The 18,323-nt window shown below is 75.9% G+C and carries 8 protein-coding genes; 2 read left to right on the top strand and 6 right to left on the bottom strand.

The features are described from left to right. Nucleotides 1-41: 41 nt before the first annotated feature. Nucleotides 42-11,429 (top strand): non-ribosomal peptide synthetase/type I polyketide synthase, encoded by an 11,388-nt coding sequence (locus AWW66_RS34835; protein ID WP_211271906.1) that lies wholly within the window; start codon nucleotides 42-44, stop codon nucleotides 11,427-11,429. Nucleotides 11,430-11,523: 94 nt separating this feature from the next. Here the strand turns inward: AWW66_RS34835 and AWW66_RS10510 are convergent, their stop codons facing one another. Then, nucleotides 11,524-12,216 carry a TetR/AcrR family transcriptional regulator gene (locus tag AWW66_RS10510; RefSeq protein WP_067363443.1) on the bottom strand — a complete coding sequence of 231 codons (693 nt, stop codon included), beginning with the start codon at nucleotides 12,214-12,216 and terminating at the stop codon, nucleotides 11,524-11,526. 109 nt (nucleotides 12,217-12,325) lie between these two features. On the opposite strand from AWW66_RS10510, the gene AWW66_RS10505 reads away from it, so the two are divergent. Next, nucleotides 12,326-13,291 carry an NAD-dependent epimerase/dehydratase family protein gene (locus AWW66_RS10505; RefSeq protein WP_067363440.1) on the top strand — a complete coding sequence of 322 codons (966 nt, stop codon included), beginning with the start codon at nucleotides 12,326-12,328 and terminating at the stop codon, nucleotides 13,289-13,291. Between the two features lie 61 nt (nucleotides 13,292-13,352). Here AWW66_RS10505 and AWW66_RS10500 read toward each other — a convergent pair whose 3' ends face one another. The 5 genes from AWW66_RS10500 to folE form a co-directional block, all read right to left on the bottom strand. After that, nucleotides 13,353-14,348, bottom strand: coding sequence for a carbohydrate kinase family protein (locus AWW66_RS10500; RefSeq protein ID WP_157527355.1), 996 nt, complete (start codon nucleotides 14,346-14,348; stop codon nucleotides 13,353-13,355). A gap of 80 nt (nucleotides 14,349-14,428) precedes the next feature. Next, nucleotides 14,429-15,016, bottom strand: a complete 588-nt coding sequence (locus tag AWW66_RS10495; RefSeq protein ID WP_067363433.1) for a Maf family protein — start codon at nucleotides 15,014-15,016, stop codon at nucleotides 14,429-14,431. Further along, nucleotides 15,013-15,708 carry a class I SAM-dependent methyltransferase gene (locus tag AWW66_RS10490; RefSeq protein ID WP_067363431.1) on the bottom strand — a complete coding sequence of 232 codons (696 nt, stop codon included), beginning with the start codon at nucleotides 15,706-15,708 and terminating at the stop codon, nucleotides 15,013-15,015. Before AWW66_RS10490 ends, AWW66_RS10495 begins: the two co-directional genes overlap by 4 nt. Before the next feature lie 67 nt (nucleotides 15,709-15,775). Continuing rightward, nucleotides 15,776-17,662, bottom strand: a complete 1,887-nt coding sequence (locus AWW66_RS10485) for an adenosylcobalamin-dependent ribonucleoside-diphosphate reductase (protein WP_067363428.1) — start codon at nucleotides 17,660-17,662, stop codon at nucleotides 15,776-15,778. Between the two features lie 89 nt (nucleotides 17,663-17,751). After that, nucleotides 17,752-18,303, bottom strand: coding sequence for a GTP cyclohydrolase I (gene folE, locus AWW66_RS10480; RefSeq protein WP_067363425.1), 552 nt, complete (start codon nucleotides 18,301-18,303; stop codon nucleotides 17,752-17,754). Nucleotides 18,304-18,323: the final 20 nt, after the last annotated feature.

The following is an 18,323-nucleotide window of genomic DNA, read 5'->3' as shown; positions in this document are numbered from 1 at the left end:
CCACCGGCGGGGCGGCGCTGACCGACGCCTTCGGCACGCCGGTGCCGGTCGTCGCCGATCCCGGACCGGTCGCCCCCGATGGTGGCGGCGCGGCCGACGACGGTACGGGCGGGCCGGCGGCCCGCGCCGAGCGGCCCACCGGGGCGACCTCGGCCACGCCGGCCGGCACCGGCCTGGACCCGGTCGGTGTCGCCCACGCCGTCCGGCAGGCGCTGCGCCAGACCGTCCCCGGCGGGGTGGACGAGCACACCGCCTTCCACGACGCCGGCCTGGACTCGGTGCGCCTGCTGCGCCTGCACACCCTGCTCCAACAGGCACTCGGCCGGGAGTTCCCGCAGACCACGCTCTTCACCCACGGCACCCCCGCCGCCCTCGCGCGGCACCTCGGCGAGCGGTTCGCCGCGTCCGCCGGGGCCGGGCCGGCGACCGGGGCGACCGGGATACCGGGTGGGCAGCGGATCGCCGTGATCGGCCTCGCGGCCCGGCTGCCCGGGGCCGACACGATCGACCGGTACTGGCGGAACCTGCTCGCCGGCCGGGTCGACGTCCGCCGGTTCACCCGGGACGAACTGCTCGCCGCCGGGCTGCCCGAGGCCCTCGTGGACGACCCCGCGTTCGTACCGGTCAGCGGCGCGCTCGACGACATCGAGGGCTTCGACGCCGAACTGTTCGGCGTGAGCGCCCGGGAGGCGGCGCTGATCGACCCGCAGCAACGGCTCTTCCTCCAGGTCTGCCTCGAGGCGCTGGAGGACGGCGGGTACGCGGGCACCGACCGGCGGGTCGGCGTGTACGCCGGCGCCGGCATGCACCTCTACTCGCTGCGCAGCTACCTGCTGGACCGGCTCGTCGACACCGACCCCGCCGACCAGGTGGCGGCCCTGCAGGTGACCATCGGCAACCAGCCCGACTTCCTGGCCACCCGGGTGGCGTACCGGCTCGGGCTGACCGGGCCCGCGATCAGCGTGCAGACCGCCTGCTCCACCTCGCTCGTCGCGGTGCACCTGGCGGTCCGGGCGCTGCTGGCCGGGGAGACCGACCTGGCGCTGGCCGGCGCGGCGGCGGTGCACGTGCCCCGGGCCGCCGGCTACCGGTACGAGGAGGGCTCGATCCTGTCCCGCACCGGGGTCTGCCGGGCGTTCGACGAGGGGGCCGACGGCACCGTCGGGGGCAACGGGGTCGCGGCGGTGCTGCTCAAACGCCTCGACGACGCGATCGCCGACGGCGACCCGGTGTACGGCGTGATCATCGGCTCGGCGGTCAACAACGACGGCGCCACCAAGACCGGCTACACGGCGCCCAGCGTCACCGGGCACGCCGACGTCATCCGCGCCGCCCTGGCCCAGGCCGGGGTCGACGCCGGCTCGATCGGGTACGTCGAGACGCACGGCACCGGCACCCGGATCGGCGACCCGATCGAGGTCGAGGCGCTGCGGACCGTCTTCGGCGGGCGGGACCGGCCGCTGCCGCTCGGCGCGGTCAAGGCGAACATCGGCCACCTCGACACCTGCGCCGGGATGGCCGGTCTGATCAAGGCGCTCCTGGTGGTGCGGGACGGCCGGATTCCGCCGGTGGCCGGGCTGCGCCGCCCCAACGCCGAGCTGCGCCTGGACGAGGGGCCGTTCACCCTGCCGACCGTGGCGCGGGACTGGACCCAGCCCGGACCCCGCCGGGCCGGTGTCTCCTCGCTCGGCGTCGGCGGCACCAACGCCCACGTCCTGGTGGAGGAGCCGCCCGCACCGGCGACCGCCCGCCCCCGGCCCCCGGCCGGGCCGACCGTGGTACCGCTCTCCGCGCAGCACCCGACGGCGCTGCGCCAGCTGGCCGACCGGGTCGCCGACCGGCTGGCCTCGGCCACCCCGCCCCGGCCCGACGACGTGCTGGTCACCCTCGGCGCGGGACGGCGGGCGTTGCGGCACCGGCTCGTGGTCTGGGCGGACACGCCGGCCGGGGCGGCGGAGGCGCTGCGCCGGTCGGCGGCGACCGACCTGCCCGGCGCGGTGTCGGGCACCGTGCCCGGCGCGGTGGCGGGAACCGTGCCCGGCGCCGGTCCCGGACCGGTCGTCCTCGCCTGCTCCGGGCAGGGCAGCGACCTGGCCGGCGCCGCCGCCGGCCTGCTGGCCTACGAACCCGCGCGCGAGGTGCTGGAACGGTGCGCGGGGCAGTACCGGCGGACGTGGGGGGTCGACCTGCTCGCCGCGCTGCGCGGCGAGCCGCACGAGTGGACGACCGGCACGGTCCAGCCGGCGCTCTACGCGGTGCAGGTGGCGCTCGGCCGGCTGCTCGAGTCGGTCGGGGTTCGGCCGGACGTGATCATCGGCCACAGCGCCGGCGAGTACGCGGCGCTCTGCCTGGCCGGCGCGCTCCCGGTCGACGACGGGCTGCACCTCGCGGCGGTACGCGGTCAGCTCATGCAGCGCCGTACCCCCGAGGGGGCGGCCCTGGCGGTTCTCGCCGACGAGTCGGCCCTGGCACCGGTGCTGGACCAGGTGCCGGAGGTCGAGGTGGTGGTCCGCAACGGGCCGCGCCGGTACGTGCTGGCCGGCGTCCCGGACGCGGTCCGGCGGGCCGGGCAGGCGTTGCGGGCCGCCGGGATCGACCACCGCCCGCTGGCGGTGCAGCGGGCGTTCCACTCCGCCCTGATGACGCCGGTGCTGGACGAACTCGGCGCGCAGGCCGCGACGCTGGGCTGGCAGCCGTTGCGGACCTCGCTGGTCAGCAGCCTGGCCGGCGCACGCCTGGCCCCGGGGACGCTGCTCGGCGCCGACCACGTCCGCCGGCAGACCCGGCACCGGGCCGACTACCACGCGGGCGTCGAGGGGCTCGTCGCCGACGGCTGCACGACCTTCGTCGAGATCGGACCGGACGCCACGCTGACCGCGCTGGGCCGGCAGTGGCCGGGTACCACCTGGGTGCCGACCCAGCGGGCCCGGGGCGACCGGGCCGAGGCCGTGCTGGCGGCGCTGGCCACCCTGTACGGCCGGGGCGTGCCGGTGGACTGGGCCGCGCTCGCGCCGACCGGCCGCCGGATCCCGTTGCCCACCTATCCGTTCCAGCCCACCCGGCACTGGGCCACCCCGCCACCGTCGGCGGCGGGCCGGTCACCCCACACCCCTGACCCCGGAGGTACGCCCAGGATGTCCCCGGCCGCCCCGGCGAACGCCGCCGCCGACATCGTGTTGCGGCAGGTCCGTGAACTCACCGCCCGCCACCTCGACGAGCAGCCGGAACGGGTCGCGCCCGACGCCGCCTTCTTCGATCTCGGGGCCGACTCGCTGCTGATGATCAACCTGCTGCGCGAGCTGGAGACGACGTACGAGATCCGGGTGACGATGCGCGAACTCTTCGAGGAGTTCGACACCCCGCAGCAGCTCAGCACGGTGGTGGTGGAGCGGATGACGCCGGAACGGCTCGCCGCCCTGACGGCGGTCTCGGCGCCGGAGACCGTCGCGTCCCCGCCGGCCACCGCCGAGCAGGACGTCACCCCACCGGGCCCCGCCGGGCCCGCCACCGACCGCACCGGCGTCCCCGGGCCCGCGACCGACCGGCCCGGCGTCAACGGGCACGGCGTCGACCAACCCGTCACCGACCGGCCCGGCGTCGGCGGCTCCGGCGTCGACCGGTCCTTCGTTGACCGGTCCCTCGTCGGCTGGCCGGCGGCGGTCGCCCACCCGGCAGCGGTGGCGCACCCGGCGGGGGCGGTCGGGTCGGGCGGCGCGCCGGCCGGCAACGGCTCGCACCTGTCCACCCTGGCGGGGCCGCCCACCGGGGCCGTCCCGTCGCCGCTGGCACCGGCGACGGCGGGCGGCGCGCCGGACGTCGCCGCCGTCGCCCCTGCGCCGGGGCCCGCCACGACCGGGGCGGCGCAGCCCGCCGCCGAGGTGATCCGCGCCCAGCTCGACCTGATGGGCCGGTTCGCCGACCTGATGAACCACCAGCTCACCGCGCTCTCCGCCGGACCCGCGCCCACCGCCCCGTCGGCCCCGGCCGCACCCGCACCGGGCGGCCTACCGTCGCCCGCCGGGCCGGTCTCCGCCGGGCCGGTCTCCGCCGGGCCGGTACCCAACGGGTCGCCGGCTCAGGTCCCCGCCGTGCCGGCCGGGGCTGGGCCGGTCGGGGCTGGGCCGGTCGGGAGCGTGCCGACTGGGAGCGCGCCGACGGGGACCGGGCCGGCGGCGGAGCACGCGGACGTGCCGGTACCGGCGGCGGTGCCCGCGAACGGCGGGAGCCCGGCGGACGGCGGGCCCGCGCAGCTCGGCCCCCGACCACTGCGGGTCAGCGGCGGCGCCGGTGGCGGCAAGCTGGACGACCGCCAGCGGGCGCACTTCGACGACCTCGTCCGGCGGTACGGCGAGCGGACGCGACGGTCCAAGGAACTGACCCAGCACCACCGGCCCTGGCTGGCCGACAGCCGCGCGGTGGTCGGCTTCCGCCGGGCGACCAAGGAGATGCTCTACCCGCTGACCGCGCGGCGGGCCCGGGGCGCCCACCTGGAGGACGTCGACGGCAACACCTACGTGGACATCACGATGGGCTTCGGCGCGCTGATCTTCGGCCACGAGCCGGAGTTCCTCACCTCCGCCATCGCCGCGCACCTCGCCGACGGGCTGCGGCTGGGGCCGCGCGGCGAGGAGGCCGGGGACGCCGCGCGGCTGCTGTGCGAGCTGACCGGGATGGACCGCGCCGCCTTCTCCACCACCGGTACGGAGGCCAACTCGGCGGCCTTCCGGCTGGCCCGCGCGTACACCGGGCGGGATCTCGTCGTCACCTTCGACGGCTCCTACCACGGGCACTTCGACCCGGTCCTGGGCCGGGGCGTGCGGGAGGGCGGAACGTGGCGCACCACCCCGGTCTCCGCCGGGGTACCCGCCTCGGCCGTGGCCGACATCCGGGTGCTGCCGTACGGCGTCGCGCAGAGCCTGGACGTCATCCGGGAGCACGCCGACCGGATCGCCGCCGTGGTGGTGGAGCCCGTGCAGAGCCGTCACCCCGACCGTCAGCCCGTCGAGTTCGTCCACGAGCTGCGCCGTCTCTGCGACCGGTACGGCATGGTGCTGCTCTTCGACGAGATGCTCACCGGGTTCCGCCCGCACCCGCAGGGCGCGCAGGGTGTCTTCGGGGTCCGCGCCGACCTGGCGACGTACGGCAAGGTGATCGGGGGCGGCTTCCCGATCGGGGCGGTCGCCGGCCGCGCCGACATCATGGCCTGGGTCGACGGCGGCTTCTGGCGGTACGGCGACGACAGCGTCCCGCCGCAGGACACCACCTTCTTCGGCGGTACCTACATCCAGCACCCGGTCTCCATGGTCGCGGCGCGGGCGGTGCTGACCGAGCTGCGCCGACGCGGGCCCGCGATGCAGGAGGGGCTCAACCGCACCACCACGCGGCTGGCCGACACGGTCAACGCCTTCTGCGTCGCGGAGGACTTCCCGCTCCGGGTGAACCACTTCGGCTCGCTGTTCCGGTTCGCCTCTCCGACCGACCTGAACCTGCTCTTCAACCACCTGCTGCTGGCCGGCGTGCACGTCTGGGAGTGGCGCAACTTCTTCCTCTCCGACGCGCACACCGACGCCGACGTGGACCTGGTGATCGACGCCGTCCGCGAGTCGCTGTACGACCTGCGCCGGGGCGGCTTCTTCCCCGGCGGGCAGGCACCGCCACCGGCACCGTCCCCGGTCCGGCCGGCGCCCCGCCCCGAGCCCGTCCGCACCGTCGCCCCGGCCACCGCCCCGCCGACCGCCGCCACGGGGACCGCCGTCCTGCCGGCCGCCGCCCCGCCGGTGCCCGTCGCGGCGTCCCCCGCCCCGTCCGCGTTCACCCCGTCCGTCCCCGCCGTCGGTTCGCCCCCCGCCGGGGCGCGCTCGGTGGCCGTCCCGGATCTCAGCCTGTACTTCTTCGGCGACTACCCGCAGGAGCGGGTCGAGGACCGGTACGCGGCGGTGCTGGCGGCGGCGTCCTTCGCCGACAGCCGGGGCCTGCACGCGGTGTGGCTGCCGGAGCGGCACTTCGACTCGTTCGGCGGGATCTTCCCCAACCCGTCCGTGCTCGCCGCCGCCGTGGCGGCCCGGACCAGCCGGGTACGCATCCACGCCGGCTGCGCGGTGCTGCCGCTGCACGACCCGATCCGGGTCGCCGAGGAGTGGTCGGTGGTGGACAACCTGTCGGGCGGGCGGGTCGGGATCGGCTGCGCCTCCGGCTGGCACGCCCGGGACTTCGTGCTCGCCCCGCAGGTATACGGCCGGCACCGGGAGACGATGTACGAGGCGGTCGACCAGATCCGGACGCTGTGGCAGGGCGGGGCGCTCACCCGTACCGCCGGCAACGGCGACCCGGTCGAGATCCGGCTCTTCCCCCGCCCGGTGCAGCCGGTACCGCCGATGTTCGTCGCCGTGGTCGGCAACCCGGACAGCTACCGGCGGGCCGCCGCCGCCGACCTGGGGATCGTCACCAACCTGATGTCCCAGAGCGTCGAGCAGCTCGGCGAGAACATCGCCCTGTACCGGGCCGCCCGCGCCGAGCACGGCCTCGACCCGGCGGCGGGGCGGGTCGTCCTGCTCCTGCACACCTACCTCGGCGACGACACCGAGCGGGCCCGTACGGAGGCGTTCGGGCCGTTCTGCGACTACCTGCGCTCGTCGCTGGCCCTGTTCGGGCAGGTGACCAACAGTCTCGGGGTGACCATCGACCTGGAGCACACCGCCGAGGAGGACGTCGAGTTCCTGCTGCGCCGGGCCTACGCCCGCTACACCGCCGACCGGGCGCTGATCGGCAGCCCGGCGGACGCCCTGTCCGTGGTGGAGCGGGTCACCGCGCTCGGCGTGGACGAGATCGGCTGCTTCGTCGACTTCGGCCTGCCACCGCAGCGGATGCTGGCCGGCCTGCCGGGCATCGAGGAGCTGGGCGCGCTGCTGCGCCCCGCCACCGCCGCCGCTGCGGCCCCGGCGGCACCCGCCCCCGCGGCAGTCCCGGCGGAGGCGCCGCTGTCGGCGTCGCAGCGGGAGGTCTGGTTCGCCGAGCGGATGCTGCCGGGCCGCCCGACGTACACCGAGACGAAGGTGGTCCGGCTGACCGGGCCGCTCGACGTGGCGGCGCTGCGCGCCGCCCTGGAACTGGTCGTGCACCGGCATCCGGCGCTGCGCTCGGTCGTCCGCGAGGTCGACGGTGAACCACGCCAGGTGGCGTGCCCGCCCGCCGCGCTGGACCTGGCGGTGACCGCCACCGACGCCGACCTCGACGAGGCGGTGGCCGCGGTGCTGAGGGAGGAGAACGCGCACCGTTTCGACCTGGCCGCCGGGCCGCTGTTCGCGCCCCGGCTGGTCCGGCTCTCGGCCGACCGGCACCTGCTCGTGCTGCGGATGCACCACCTGGTCATCGACACCGTCTCGGCGCAACTGATCAGCCGCGAGATCGCCGCCGGCTACCGGGCGGCGGTCGAGGGCCGGCCCGCCGGGCTGCCGCCGGCGCCGGCCTGGCCGCCGGTGGTCCCCGAGGCCGACGACGACGCCGTCCGCGCGCACCTGGCGTACTGGACCGGGCAGCTCGACCCGCTCCCGCCCCGGCTGGACCTGCCGACCGACCGGCCCCGGCCGGACCTGCCCACCGGGGCCGGCGGGGTCGCCGCCGGGGAACTCGACGCCGACCTGACCCGGCGGGTGCGCCGGTTCGCCCGCGCGCAGCGGGCCACCCCGTTCATGGTGCTGCTGGCCGCGTTCGCCGTGGTGCTCAGCGACCTGGCCGGCCGGCGCGAGGTGGTGCTCGGCACCCCGGTCGCGCACCGGCCGCCCGGCACCGAGGACGCGGTCGGGATGTACGTCAACACCCTGCCGTTGCGCGTCGACGTGGCACCCGAGCGCGGCTTCGGCGAGCTGGTGCGCGGGGTCCGGACGATGCTGCTGGACGCGCAGGAGCACCGGGACGTCCCGCTGCCCCGGATCGTCCAGGCCCTGGGCGGCCAGCCCGACGCCGGGCGGCACCCGATCTTCGACGTGGTCATCGAGTTCGACAACGGCGCGGTCTTCGAGATGGACCTTCCCGGGGTCCGCGTCGACCTGCTGGACGCGGCCGTGGAGCGGGCGCCGTTCGACCTCACGCTGTTCCTCACCAGCCGGGCCGAGACGGTCGACTGCCAGCTCAACTTCGCCCGCGACCTGTTCGACCCGGCCACCGCGGCGCGGGTCCTGGACCGGCTGACGCTGCTGCTGAGGGCCGGTACCGAGCAGCCGGACCTGCCGGTGGCCGCGCTGCCCCGGCTCACCGACGACGAGCGGGAGCGCATCGCCGGCTGGCAGGACGGTGGCCCGGCGGCGGCCGGCGCGGACCGCCCGCTGTCGGCGGTCCCGTCCCTTGACCAGGCGGCGGTGCTGGACCACGACGGCCGGCTGGCGGGGGCGCGGCTGCGCGACCGGGCCGGGGCGGTGGCGGCGGCGCTGCGCGCCGCCGGGGTCGGTCCCGGCCAGCTCGTGGCGGTCCATCTGCCGCGCGGCGCCGACGCCGTGGCGGGGATGCTCGGCGTGCTGGTCGCCGGTGCCGGGTACGTGCCGCTGGCACCGGACCAGCCGGCGGCCCGGCTGACCGCGATCCTCCGCCAGGCGCAGGTCGCCGCCGTGGTGTCGAGCTCGGCGCAGGCGGCGCTGTCGGGGTCCGTGCCGACCGTGCTGGTGGACCGGCTGGAGCCGGCGGACCCGGACGGCGTCCCGGATGCCCGGCCGGCCCTCGACGACGTGGCGTACGTCCTGTTCACCTCCGGCTCGACCGGCCTGCCGAAGGGGTGCGTGATCCCGCACCGGGCGATCGCGAACACCGTCGCCTGGTACGTGCGGGCGCTGGGCATCACCGCCGACGACCGGCTGAGCTGGTTCTGCAGCCCCGGCTTCGACGCCTCCTGCGTCGAGGTCTGGCCGGCGCTGTGGGCCGGGGCGACGCTCTGCGTGGTGCCGGAGGAGGCGCGGTTCGACCCGGCGCGGCTGCGGGACTGGCTGATCGGGACCGGGGTGACCGTGGCGATGATGCCGACGCCGATGGGGGAGCTGCTGATCGACCTGGACTGGCCGGTGGACGGGCGGTGCGCGCTGCGACACCTGGTCGTCGGCGGCGACCGGCTCCGCCGGCAGGCCCGGCCGGAGCTGCCCTTCCAGGTGACGAACCTCTACGGCCCGACCGAGGCGGCCGTCGCCTCCACCTGGGCGCACCTGACCCCGGCGGACGGTGCCGTGCCGCCCATCGGTCGCCCGGTGCCGGGGACCTGGGTCCGGGTGCTCGACGCGGCCGGCCGGCCGGTGCCGGTGGGCGTGCCGGGCGAGCTGCACCTCGGCGGGGCCCAGGTGGGGCTCGGCTACCTGGGGGAGCCGGCGGAGACGGCGCGGCGCTTCGGGCGGCACGCCGAGGACGGGCCGACGTTCCGCACCGGCGACGTGGTCCGGTGGCGGTCGGACGGGCAGTTGGAGTTCCTGCACCGCATTGACGCCCAGGTGCAGATCCGGGGCTTCCGGGTGGAGCCGGCCGAGGCGGAACACCACCTGCGGCAGCTCGACGGCGTCCGGGAGGCCGCCGTCCGGGCCTGGCGCGACGAGCACGACGAGGCGTACCTCGCCGGGTACGTGGTGCCCGCCCACCCGGAGGTGGACGCCGACCGGTTGCTGCGGGAGCTGGCCGGCCGGCTGCCGGAGCACCTGGTGCCGACGGTCTGCGTCCTGCTGCCGGAGCTGCCGCTGCGCGACAGCGGCAAGCTGGACCGGGAGGGCCTGCCCGAACCGGACCGCAGCGCCCGTACGGCCTCCGGGACCCGGGTGGCGCCGGCGACCGAGCTGGAACGGCGGCTGCACGACCTGTGGCGGGCCGAGCTGGGCGTCGACGAGTTCAGCGTCGAGGCGACCTTCTTCCAGCTCGGCGGCACCTCGCTGACGGCGCTGCGGCTGCTGAACCGGATCACCACCGACCTGGGTCGGACGGTGGAGGTCGTCGACTTCCTCCGCGACCCGACGGTACGGGCGCTGGCCCGCCGACTCGCGGCCCCCGGGTCCGATGCCCCCGAGCCTGCCGTGGACCGGAACGGGAACCGGGACCGGGGCGGAACCGGGGCGGTGTCGACCGGCGAGGTGGTGCGGACCGCCCCGGCGAGCGTCGGCCAGGCACGGCAGTTCCGCATGACGGTGGGCAGCGACGAGCCGCAGACCCTCACCGTGGCGATCCGGTTCGCGCTGCGCGGAGACCTGGACGAGGCGGCGCTGCGGCGGGCCCTGACCGACCTGGTCGACCGGCAGGCCGTGCTGCGCACCCGGTACGCCGTCCGTGACGACGTGGTCCTCCAGGAGATGCTCGCCCTCGGCCCGGTGGCCCTGCCGGTACGCGAGGTGAGCCCGGAGCGGCTCGACGCGACGATCGAGGGGTGGGCGGCGGAGCCGTTCGACCTGGAGCGCGAACCCTCGTTCCGGGCCCTGCTGGTGCGGGTGGTCGACCCGGCGGGACCGGGGGAGCGCCACGAACTGGCGCTGGCGATGCACCACGGCGTCATCGACGGCTGGGGCGTCGACGTGCTCGTGCGTGACCTGGGCGCGCTGTACTCCGCCGTGGTCACCGGGCAGCCCGCCGACCTGCCGGTCCTGGCGGCGGACTTCGTCGACTTCAGCCGCTGGGAGCAGTCCTTCCTCGCCGATCCGCGCACCCGTGACCTGATCCGGCGCTGGGCGGACCGGGTCCGGGCCGAGGCCGCGCCGATCCGGCTGCCCACCGACCGTCCCCGCCCGTCGGCCACCCTCACCGCCGGGGCGTTCGTCACCGTGTCGATCCCCGCCGACCTGCTCGCCGCCGCGAACGACTACGCGGTCCGGCGGGGCGTGACGCCGTTCGTCGTCTTCGCCGCCGCGTTCGCGGCGTTCCTGCACGACCTGACCGGTCAGCCGAGCGTCACGCTGACCGTGCCGGTGGCCAACCGTGCCGATCCGCGCTTCGCCGACCTGGTCGGTGGGGTGGCGCACGTGCACTGGCTGGTCGTCCCGGTCCGTGGCGCGGCCTCCTTCGACGACCTGGTCGACCGGACGGCCGCCGCGACCTGGCAGATGCTGGCGATGCAGTCGGTGCCGCTGCCGGTGCTCAGCGAGGCGCTGGGCGGCGAGTTCACCGGCCGCCCGCCCAGGGTGTACCTCGCCGTGCTCGACCTGGCGACGCCGCTGCTGCGCCTGCCCGGCCTGGAGCCGGCTCCGGCCGAGGACGTCCTGCTGGCCGGGGCCCGCGCCGACCAGACGTGGCAGGTGACGTCCGCGCCCGACGGGGGCATGTCGCTGGTGGTGGAGTACGCGACGGCGCTGTTCGACGCCGACACGGTCACCGGCTGGGTGGCCGACTACCAGCACCGGCTGCGCCGCGCGGTCGCCGACCCCGGTGCCGCGCTGCTCGACGGCCCGGCGTCGGCCGTGGACGAGCCCGGCCAGGGGTGAACAGGCGCCGCCGCCGGCCGGCGGGCGCCGGGCGGCGCGGGTGTCGACCGCCCGGCGGCTCGGCGGGCCGTCGGTCCCGGTGGGCGACGGTCGCTCAGGGCAGGCCGATCTGGTCGGCCAGTCGGCGCATCTGGTGGTCGAAGTACTCCTCCCGCGCCTCGAACACGCCGTTGAGCTGGCCGAAGATCTCGAAGCTGACGGCGCCGAAGCAGTGGATCCACCCGGTGGCGCCCCGGGCCAGCAGGGCCTCGGGGAGCCCGGTGGAGAGGGCGTCGCGGAGAACGGCGAGGTCGGCCCGGACCGGGTCGGGGAGGTCGCCGGGGCCGGGGTCGGGCAGGACGCCGGTGGTGAAGCCGTCGAGGAGGATCCCGATCAGGGTGGCCGGGGTGCGGGCCGCCTGCACGGTGGTCTCCTGCGGGGCGGCGTAGCCGGGCACCGGGCTGCCGAAGAGCAGCGCGTACTCGGCCGGGTGGGCCAGCGCCCAGCGGCGTACCGCGTGGCAGACGGCGAGCCACCGGCCGCGCAGGTCGGCCCGGTCGGTGACCGCCGCGTCGGCGCCCTCGGCGGCGTCGCCGAGGGCCTGGTAGCCGTCGACGATCAGCGCGGTGAGCAGGTCGTCGCGGCTGGGGAAGTAGCGGTAGATCGCCGAGGAGACCATCCCCATGTCCCGCGCGACGGCGCGCAGCGACAGGTTCGCCCCCTCGGCCGCCAGGTGGCGGCGGGCGATCGTCTTGATCTCGGTGACCATCTCGGCCCGGGCCCGGGCCCGGATGTTGGCGGCAGGCATGTCCGAGAGTCTTGCACACAAACGAGAGCACTGCTCTTGACGATCGGAGGCGAATGAGCGAGCATGGTTCTCACAAGAGAGCACCGCTCTCGTGAGGAGAGGAGCCCCCGTGGGTGTTCACCTGATCGTCGGCGCCGGCCTGGTCGGCTCGACCACCGCGCGTCAGCTCGCCGAGCGGGGCGAGCAGGTCCGCATCGTCAGCCGCTCCGGCCGGGGCCCGCACCACCCCCGGGTCGAGCGCGTCGCCGCCGACGCCACCGACGCCGCCCGGCTCGGCGACCTCGCCGCCGACGCCACCGCCGTCTACAACTGCCTCAACCCGGCCTACCACCGCTGGCTCACCGACTGGCCGCCGATGGCCGCCGCGCTGCTCACCGCCGCCGAGCGCTCCGGCGCCCCGCTGGTGATCGCCGGCTGCCTCTACGGGTACGGCGCGGTCACCGGCCCGATGACCGAGCAGACCCCGCTCGCCGCCACCCACCCCAAGCTGCGGATGCGTGCCGACATGTGGCGCGACGCCCTCGCCGCCCAGCGCGCCGGCCGCATCCACGCCGTCACCGAGGTGCGCGGCAGCGACTACCTCCAGGCGCAGTCGATCGTCAGCTTCGTGCTGGGGAAGCCGCTGCTCGCCGGACGCCGGGCTGCCGTCCCCGCCCCGCTCGACGTGCCGCACACCTGGACCTCGGTCAACGACATGGCGGCGATGCTGGTCACCGCCGCCACCGACCGGCGGGCGTGGAACCGCGCCTGGCACGTGCCCAGCGAGGCGCCGGTGACGATCCGGGAACTCGCCACCCGCTTCACCCGGGCGGTGGGGGCGCCCGCGCCGAAGCTCGCCACCCTGCCCGCCGTGATCGTCCGCGCCGCCGGCCTGTTCTCCCCGATGCTGCGCGAGTTGCAGACCACGGCGTACCAGTTCGCGCGGCCGTTCGTGATGGACTCCACGGCGGCCACCACCACCTTCGGCCTGCGTCCCCAGCCGCTCGACGACGCGCTGCGCGAGGCGGCCGTGCTGCTCGGCGGCGTCCCGGGCCGCTCCGCCGGGGCGTCGGACCCCCACCCGGCCGCCGCCTGAGCCGCCCCGCCGCGCCGCCCGCGCCCGGTGCGGGCGGGGACGCGACGACCGTCACCGACCCTCACGGTGGCGGGTCGGCCGCGTGGTCGGCGACGACCGGGGTACCGGCCCGACCGGTCCACCGGGGGCCGCCCGTACCGGCCCGCGCAGCGTCCCCCGGCCACGCGCCCGGGGCGGTCGGCGTCGGCCGGCCGCCGACCGTGGTGACGGCCCGGGAGCCGAGGGCGCAGCCGTGACGTACCGCCTCCGGTGGCGGGGCGCCGTCGACCCAGGCGGCGAGGAGCCCGGCCGCGAAGGCGTCACCCGCCCCGGTGCTGTCCACGACGGGCACCCTCGGCGCGTCGGCGTGGTGCAGCCGCCCGCCGCCCTCGCCCCAGAGCGCCCCGTCGCGGCCGAGCTTCACCACGGCGTGCCGGGCGATCCGGGTCAGGTGCCGGACCGCCTCGCCGGGATCGGCCGTACCGGTGAGGACCGCCGCCTCGTCGGCGTTGGCCAGCAGGACGTCGACCCCGGTGACCCAGGTCAGGAAACGCTCCGGCCCGGCCCCGCGCAGCGGGTGGGCGGAGGCGGCGTCCACGCTGGTGGTCAGGCCCCGTCGGCGGGCCTCGTCGAGGGCCCGCAACCCGCCCGGCCGGGACGGGGCGTCCAGCAGCGGGTATCCGGACAGGTGCAGGTGGCCGGCGTCGGTGGCCGTGGTGAGGACGTCGGCGACGTCGTCACCGTCGAGGCAGAGGTTGGCGCCCCGCTGCGACACCATCGTCCGCTCCCGCGCCTGGGACAGCACGAGCACGACACCGGTCGGCACCCCGGGACAGCGGCGCACCGCGCACGCCACCCCGGCCGCCGTCAGTTCCCGCAGCCGGTCCCGCCCCGCGTCGTCGTCGCCGACCGCGCCGACGAGGGTGACCCGCCGGCCGAGCCAGGCCAGCCAGGCGGCGGTGTTCGCGCCCTGCCCGCCGGGCAGCGTCCGGATGGCGCCGGGGGTGTCCGAGCCGAAGGCCAGCGGAGCCGCCAGGACGGCGACGACGTCGGTGGTCACGTCGCCGACCACGACCAGCCGGGACGGTGCCGCCGTGCCGCCGGCACCGGGCGTCCGGGACGGGCGGGCCGCCGACCCGTCGCCCCCGGTCCGCGCGGTCACCGCCAGAGCCGGACCGCGCGGACGTCCAGCCGGTGCAGGAGACGCCAGAGGACGGGCAACGACAGTCCCTCCAGGTTCGACGGGTGGCCCGCCACGTGCTCCACGAACCAGCCGCCCCGCCCCGCGATGGCGAACGCGCCGGCCATCTGCAGCGGCTCGCCGGTGGCGACGTAGGCCGCCACGTCCTCCTCGGTCACCCGTGCGAAGCGGACGTCGGTGGAGCAGACCTCGGCGACGGTACGCCCGGTCCGGGTGTCGACGACGCAGTGTCCGGTGTGGAAGACCGCCGTCCGTCCCGAGATCCGCCGCCACAGGTCCAGCGCCACGTCCGGCCGGTGCGGCTTGCCGTACGCGACGCCCTCGAACTCCAGCACCGAGTCGCAGCCGATGACGAGGGCGTCCGCGACGCCGGCCGCGACGGTGCTGGCCTTCGCGTGGGCCAGCCGCCGGGTCAACCGCACGGGTGTCTCGCCCAGCAGGGGGGTCTCGTCCACGCCGCTGGTCCGCACCACCGGGTCCAGACCCGCCCGGCGCAACAGGCCGAGCCGCGACGGCGAGCCGGAGCCGAGCACCACCGTCGTCATGCCGGTCCGTCCGCCCCGGGGCGGCGCTGCCAGAGCGCGGTCGCCAGTCGCCGCTGGTGCACGCCGCCGGAGCGGACGTCGGGGAAGTCGAACCGGTCGGAGGCCACCAGCGTGAAGGAGGGCGCGAAGAGCGCGGAGAGCTCCGCCACCTGGTACACCCGCTGGCGCAGGTCGGTGACCGGGTCGAAGGTGAGGTTGCGGCCGTCCCGGTCGCGGTCGATCAGGGGCAGGTAGTAGCCGTCCTCCGGGGTGAGGAAGTACGCGAAGAACAGCCCGCCGGGGCACAACACCCGCCGCACCTCCCGGCCGAGCGCCCGGAGCCGGTCGTCCTCGGTCACGTTCTCCAGACTGGTGAAGGCGGTCACCAGGCTGAACGCGCCGGTCCGGAACGGCAGCGACGCCTTCATCGACGCCTGGACCAGCCGCGCCGGCCCGGGACCGAGGCGGGTCCGGGCCGCCAGCAGCGGCCGGTGGGCGAAGTCCATGCCGACGATGGCCAGCCCGGTCTCGGCGAGCACGGCGGCGTTGCGGCCACCGCCGCAACCCAGGTCGAGCAGGCGCGGCGGTCCGGCGACCCGCGCGATGCTCGGCAGGTGCCGGCGCAGGAAGTCCGCGCCGTGCGACGGCCTGGTGTTCGTCGACGACGAGATGGAGTGGGTGACGTACTCCCGTTCCCAGAGATCGCGGCTCACTGAAACTCCGTTTCCGTGGCAGGGGTGGACGCGGGCGCGCGGCGCCCGGTGACGGACCTCGGTGCGGTCACTCGCAGACGGCGCAGGCGCCGTCCGCCGGGTCGCAGCTCACCGCGTCCGCCGTGGCCACCGGTACGGCCGTGGCCGTTGGCGGGGCCGTGGTCGCCGGCGCGGGCCGGGTCGCCTCGATCGCCTGGTCCGCCCGGGAGGTGTCCCGGTAGACGGTGATCCCCTTGCAGCCCAGCCGCCACGCCTGCTGGTACAGGGCGGCGACCTGCTCGGCCGTCGCGGTGTGCGGCAGGTTCACCGTCTTGGTGACGGCGTTGTCCACGTGCTCCTGGAAGGCCGCCTGCATCCGGACGTGCCACGTCGGGGCGATGTCGTGCGCGGTCTTGTAGATCCGCTGGATGTGCGCCGGCACCCGGGCCAGCCCCTGCACGCCGCCGCCGTTGTCGGCGATCTCCGACAGCAGGGCCGCCTCGTCGACCCCGTACGCGGCGAGTTCCCGCAGCAGCAGCCGGTTGACCGAGCTGATCTGCCGGCCGCCGAACACCCGCTGCGTGTAGGACATCGCGAAGAACGGCTCGATGCTGAAGCTGGTGTCGAAGATGACGGCGTTGTTCCCGCTCGGCGGCATGGCGAGCAGCGCCACGTTGCGGGGCTGCTCCTCGGCGTCCTTCCACACCGACCGGTGCACGTTGGGGAACGGCCCCCGCTCCCCGGCCAGCGCGACCGAGGCGTCGTACGCGAACTCCCGCATCGACCGGGCCAGCACCGTGGCGTGCGCGAGCGCCTCCTCCGAGTCGTACGGGACGCCGGCCAGCGCCAGGCTCTCCGCCCAGCCGGTGACCCCGATCCCGATCCGCCGGTTGCCGCGGACCGCCTCGCGGATCTCCGGGACCGGGAACCACGACGCGGAGATGGCGTTGTCGATCATCCGTACCCCGGCGGCCATGACCACCCGCAGCCGGTCCAGGTCGAACAGGTGCGAGCCGTCCCGGCGGTCCGCCGGCAGCAGCAGCCGGGGCAGGTTCACGTACCCGAGGTTGCAGGCCTCGTAGGGGTAGAGCCCGATCTCGCCGCAGGGGTTGGTGGCGACGATGTCGCCCATGCTGTCGCGCAGCGGGTTGGTCCGGTTCATGTTGTCGAGGAAGATCAGCCCCGGGTCACCCGTCTCGCAGGCCAGCTCGCACGCGGCGGTGAAGAGTTCCCGCGCCGGCAGGGTCCGCACGGCGGCGCCGGTCCGGGGGTTGACCAGGGTCCACCCGGCGTCGGCCTCGACGGCCCGCATGAAGGCGTCGGTCACCCCCAGCGAGATGTTCGTCATGCTCAGCCAGCCGTCCATCCGCTTGGCCGCCACGAACTCCAGCACGTCCGGGTGGTCGACGTCGAGGATGGCCATGTTGCCGCTCTCGTACCGGCCGCGCTGCCGGAACAGCTTGGTGGCGTCGTCGAAGAGTTTGAGCAGGGCGACCGGGCCGACGGCGAGCCCGGCGGTGCCCCGGACCTTGTCCCCGCGCGGGCGGACGTTGGAGTAGTTGAAGCCGCAGCCGCCGCCGTAGCTCTTCACCATCGACGACTCGGCGAAGGTCCGCAGCACGCTGGCCTGCGAGTCCTCCACCGGCAGGACGAAACAGTTGGCCAGTTGCGGCTGGTCGGTGCCGGCGTTGGCCAGGGTCCGGCTGCCCGGGTGGAATTCCAGGCGGGCCATCACCTCGTAGAACGCCGACGCCCAGGGTCCGGCGGCGTCGGCCTGCTCGGCGCGGGCCAGGGCCCCCGCCACCCGCCGCAGCATCGCCTCCGGGGTCTCGGTGACCTGCCCGTCGGCGTCCCGGGTCAGGTACCGCTCCCGCAGCAGCAGGTGGGCGTTCGGGCTGAACGCCGCCTGCGGGGTCCGGGTGGAACGGAGTTCGTGCAGCGCTGATGCGAAGAGTCTGGACGTCTGGACAGGCATGCTCTGGCCTCCCGGAAGCGGCGGCACGGGGTTCACGGTCACGACCCGCGACGGCGGGGCGCGGTGGGGCGGCGGGGGCGCGGGGCCGCTCAGCCGCGTCGGACGACCGGGCGCGGCGCGCCGTACTCGGCCAGCAGGGTGGCGTCCCCGGCGACGAAGGTGGTGTCGGTGAGCACCGTCTGGTCCGCCGGGCCGCGACTGCACATGCACATGTGCCGACCGGTCGAGCTGACCCGGACGGCCCGCGCGCCACCGCTGCTCATGATCTCCAGTGCGACGTCCTTGACCAGGTACTCCTGGATCTGGAACCGCTTGCTGAACGCCTGCACCAACCGGGGGAACTTGCCCAGCCCGAGGATCCGCTGGCCGGGGACGTAGGTGATGTCCACCTTGCCGAAGAAGGGCAGGAAGTGGTGCGCGCAGATCGAGAAGTAGTTGATGTCGTGGATCTCGACCGTGCCGGTGTGCTCCTCCTCCACCACGCAGGTCGTCTTGAGGATCTTGGAGGTGTCGATCTCGTAGCCGCTGAGCAGTTCCTTGTACGCGCGCACGATCCGCGGCTCGCACTCGGGCCCGGTGTACCAGTCGAGGGCGCGCTTGTCGGTGGTGATGTTCTGCTCGAGCCAATCGGCGATGGTCACGTCTACCTCCGGCGGGGGTG

Origin of the sequence: Micromonospora rosaria (assembly GCF_001567585.1) — a bacterium.
Taxonomy (GTDB): Bacteria; Actinomycetota; Actinomycetes; order Mycobacteriales; family Micromonosporaceae; genus Micromonospora; species Micromonospora rosaria.
Note: the sequence above shows the minus strand (reverse complement) of the source record. Positions and strands in the feature narration are given on the sequence as shown.

Coding starts and splice junctions, on each gene's coding strand:
- AWW66_RS10510 (WP_067363443.1), bottom strand. CDS start 12,216: ATGCCTGCCGCCAACATCCGGGCCCGGGCCCGGGCCGAGATGGTCACC.
- AWW66_RS10495 (WP_067363433.1), bottom strand. CDS start 15,016: ATGACGACGGTGGTGCTCGGCTCCGGCTCGCCGTCGCGGCTCGGCCTG.
- AWW66_RS10485 (WP_067363428.1), bottom strand. CDS start 17,662: ATGCCTGTCCAGACGTCCAGACTCTTCGCATCAGCGCTGCACGAACTC.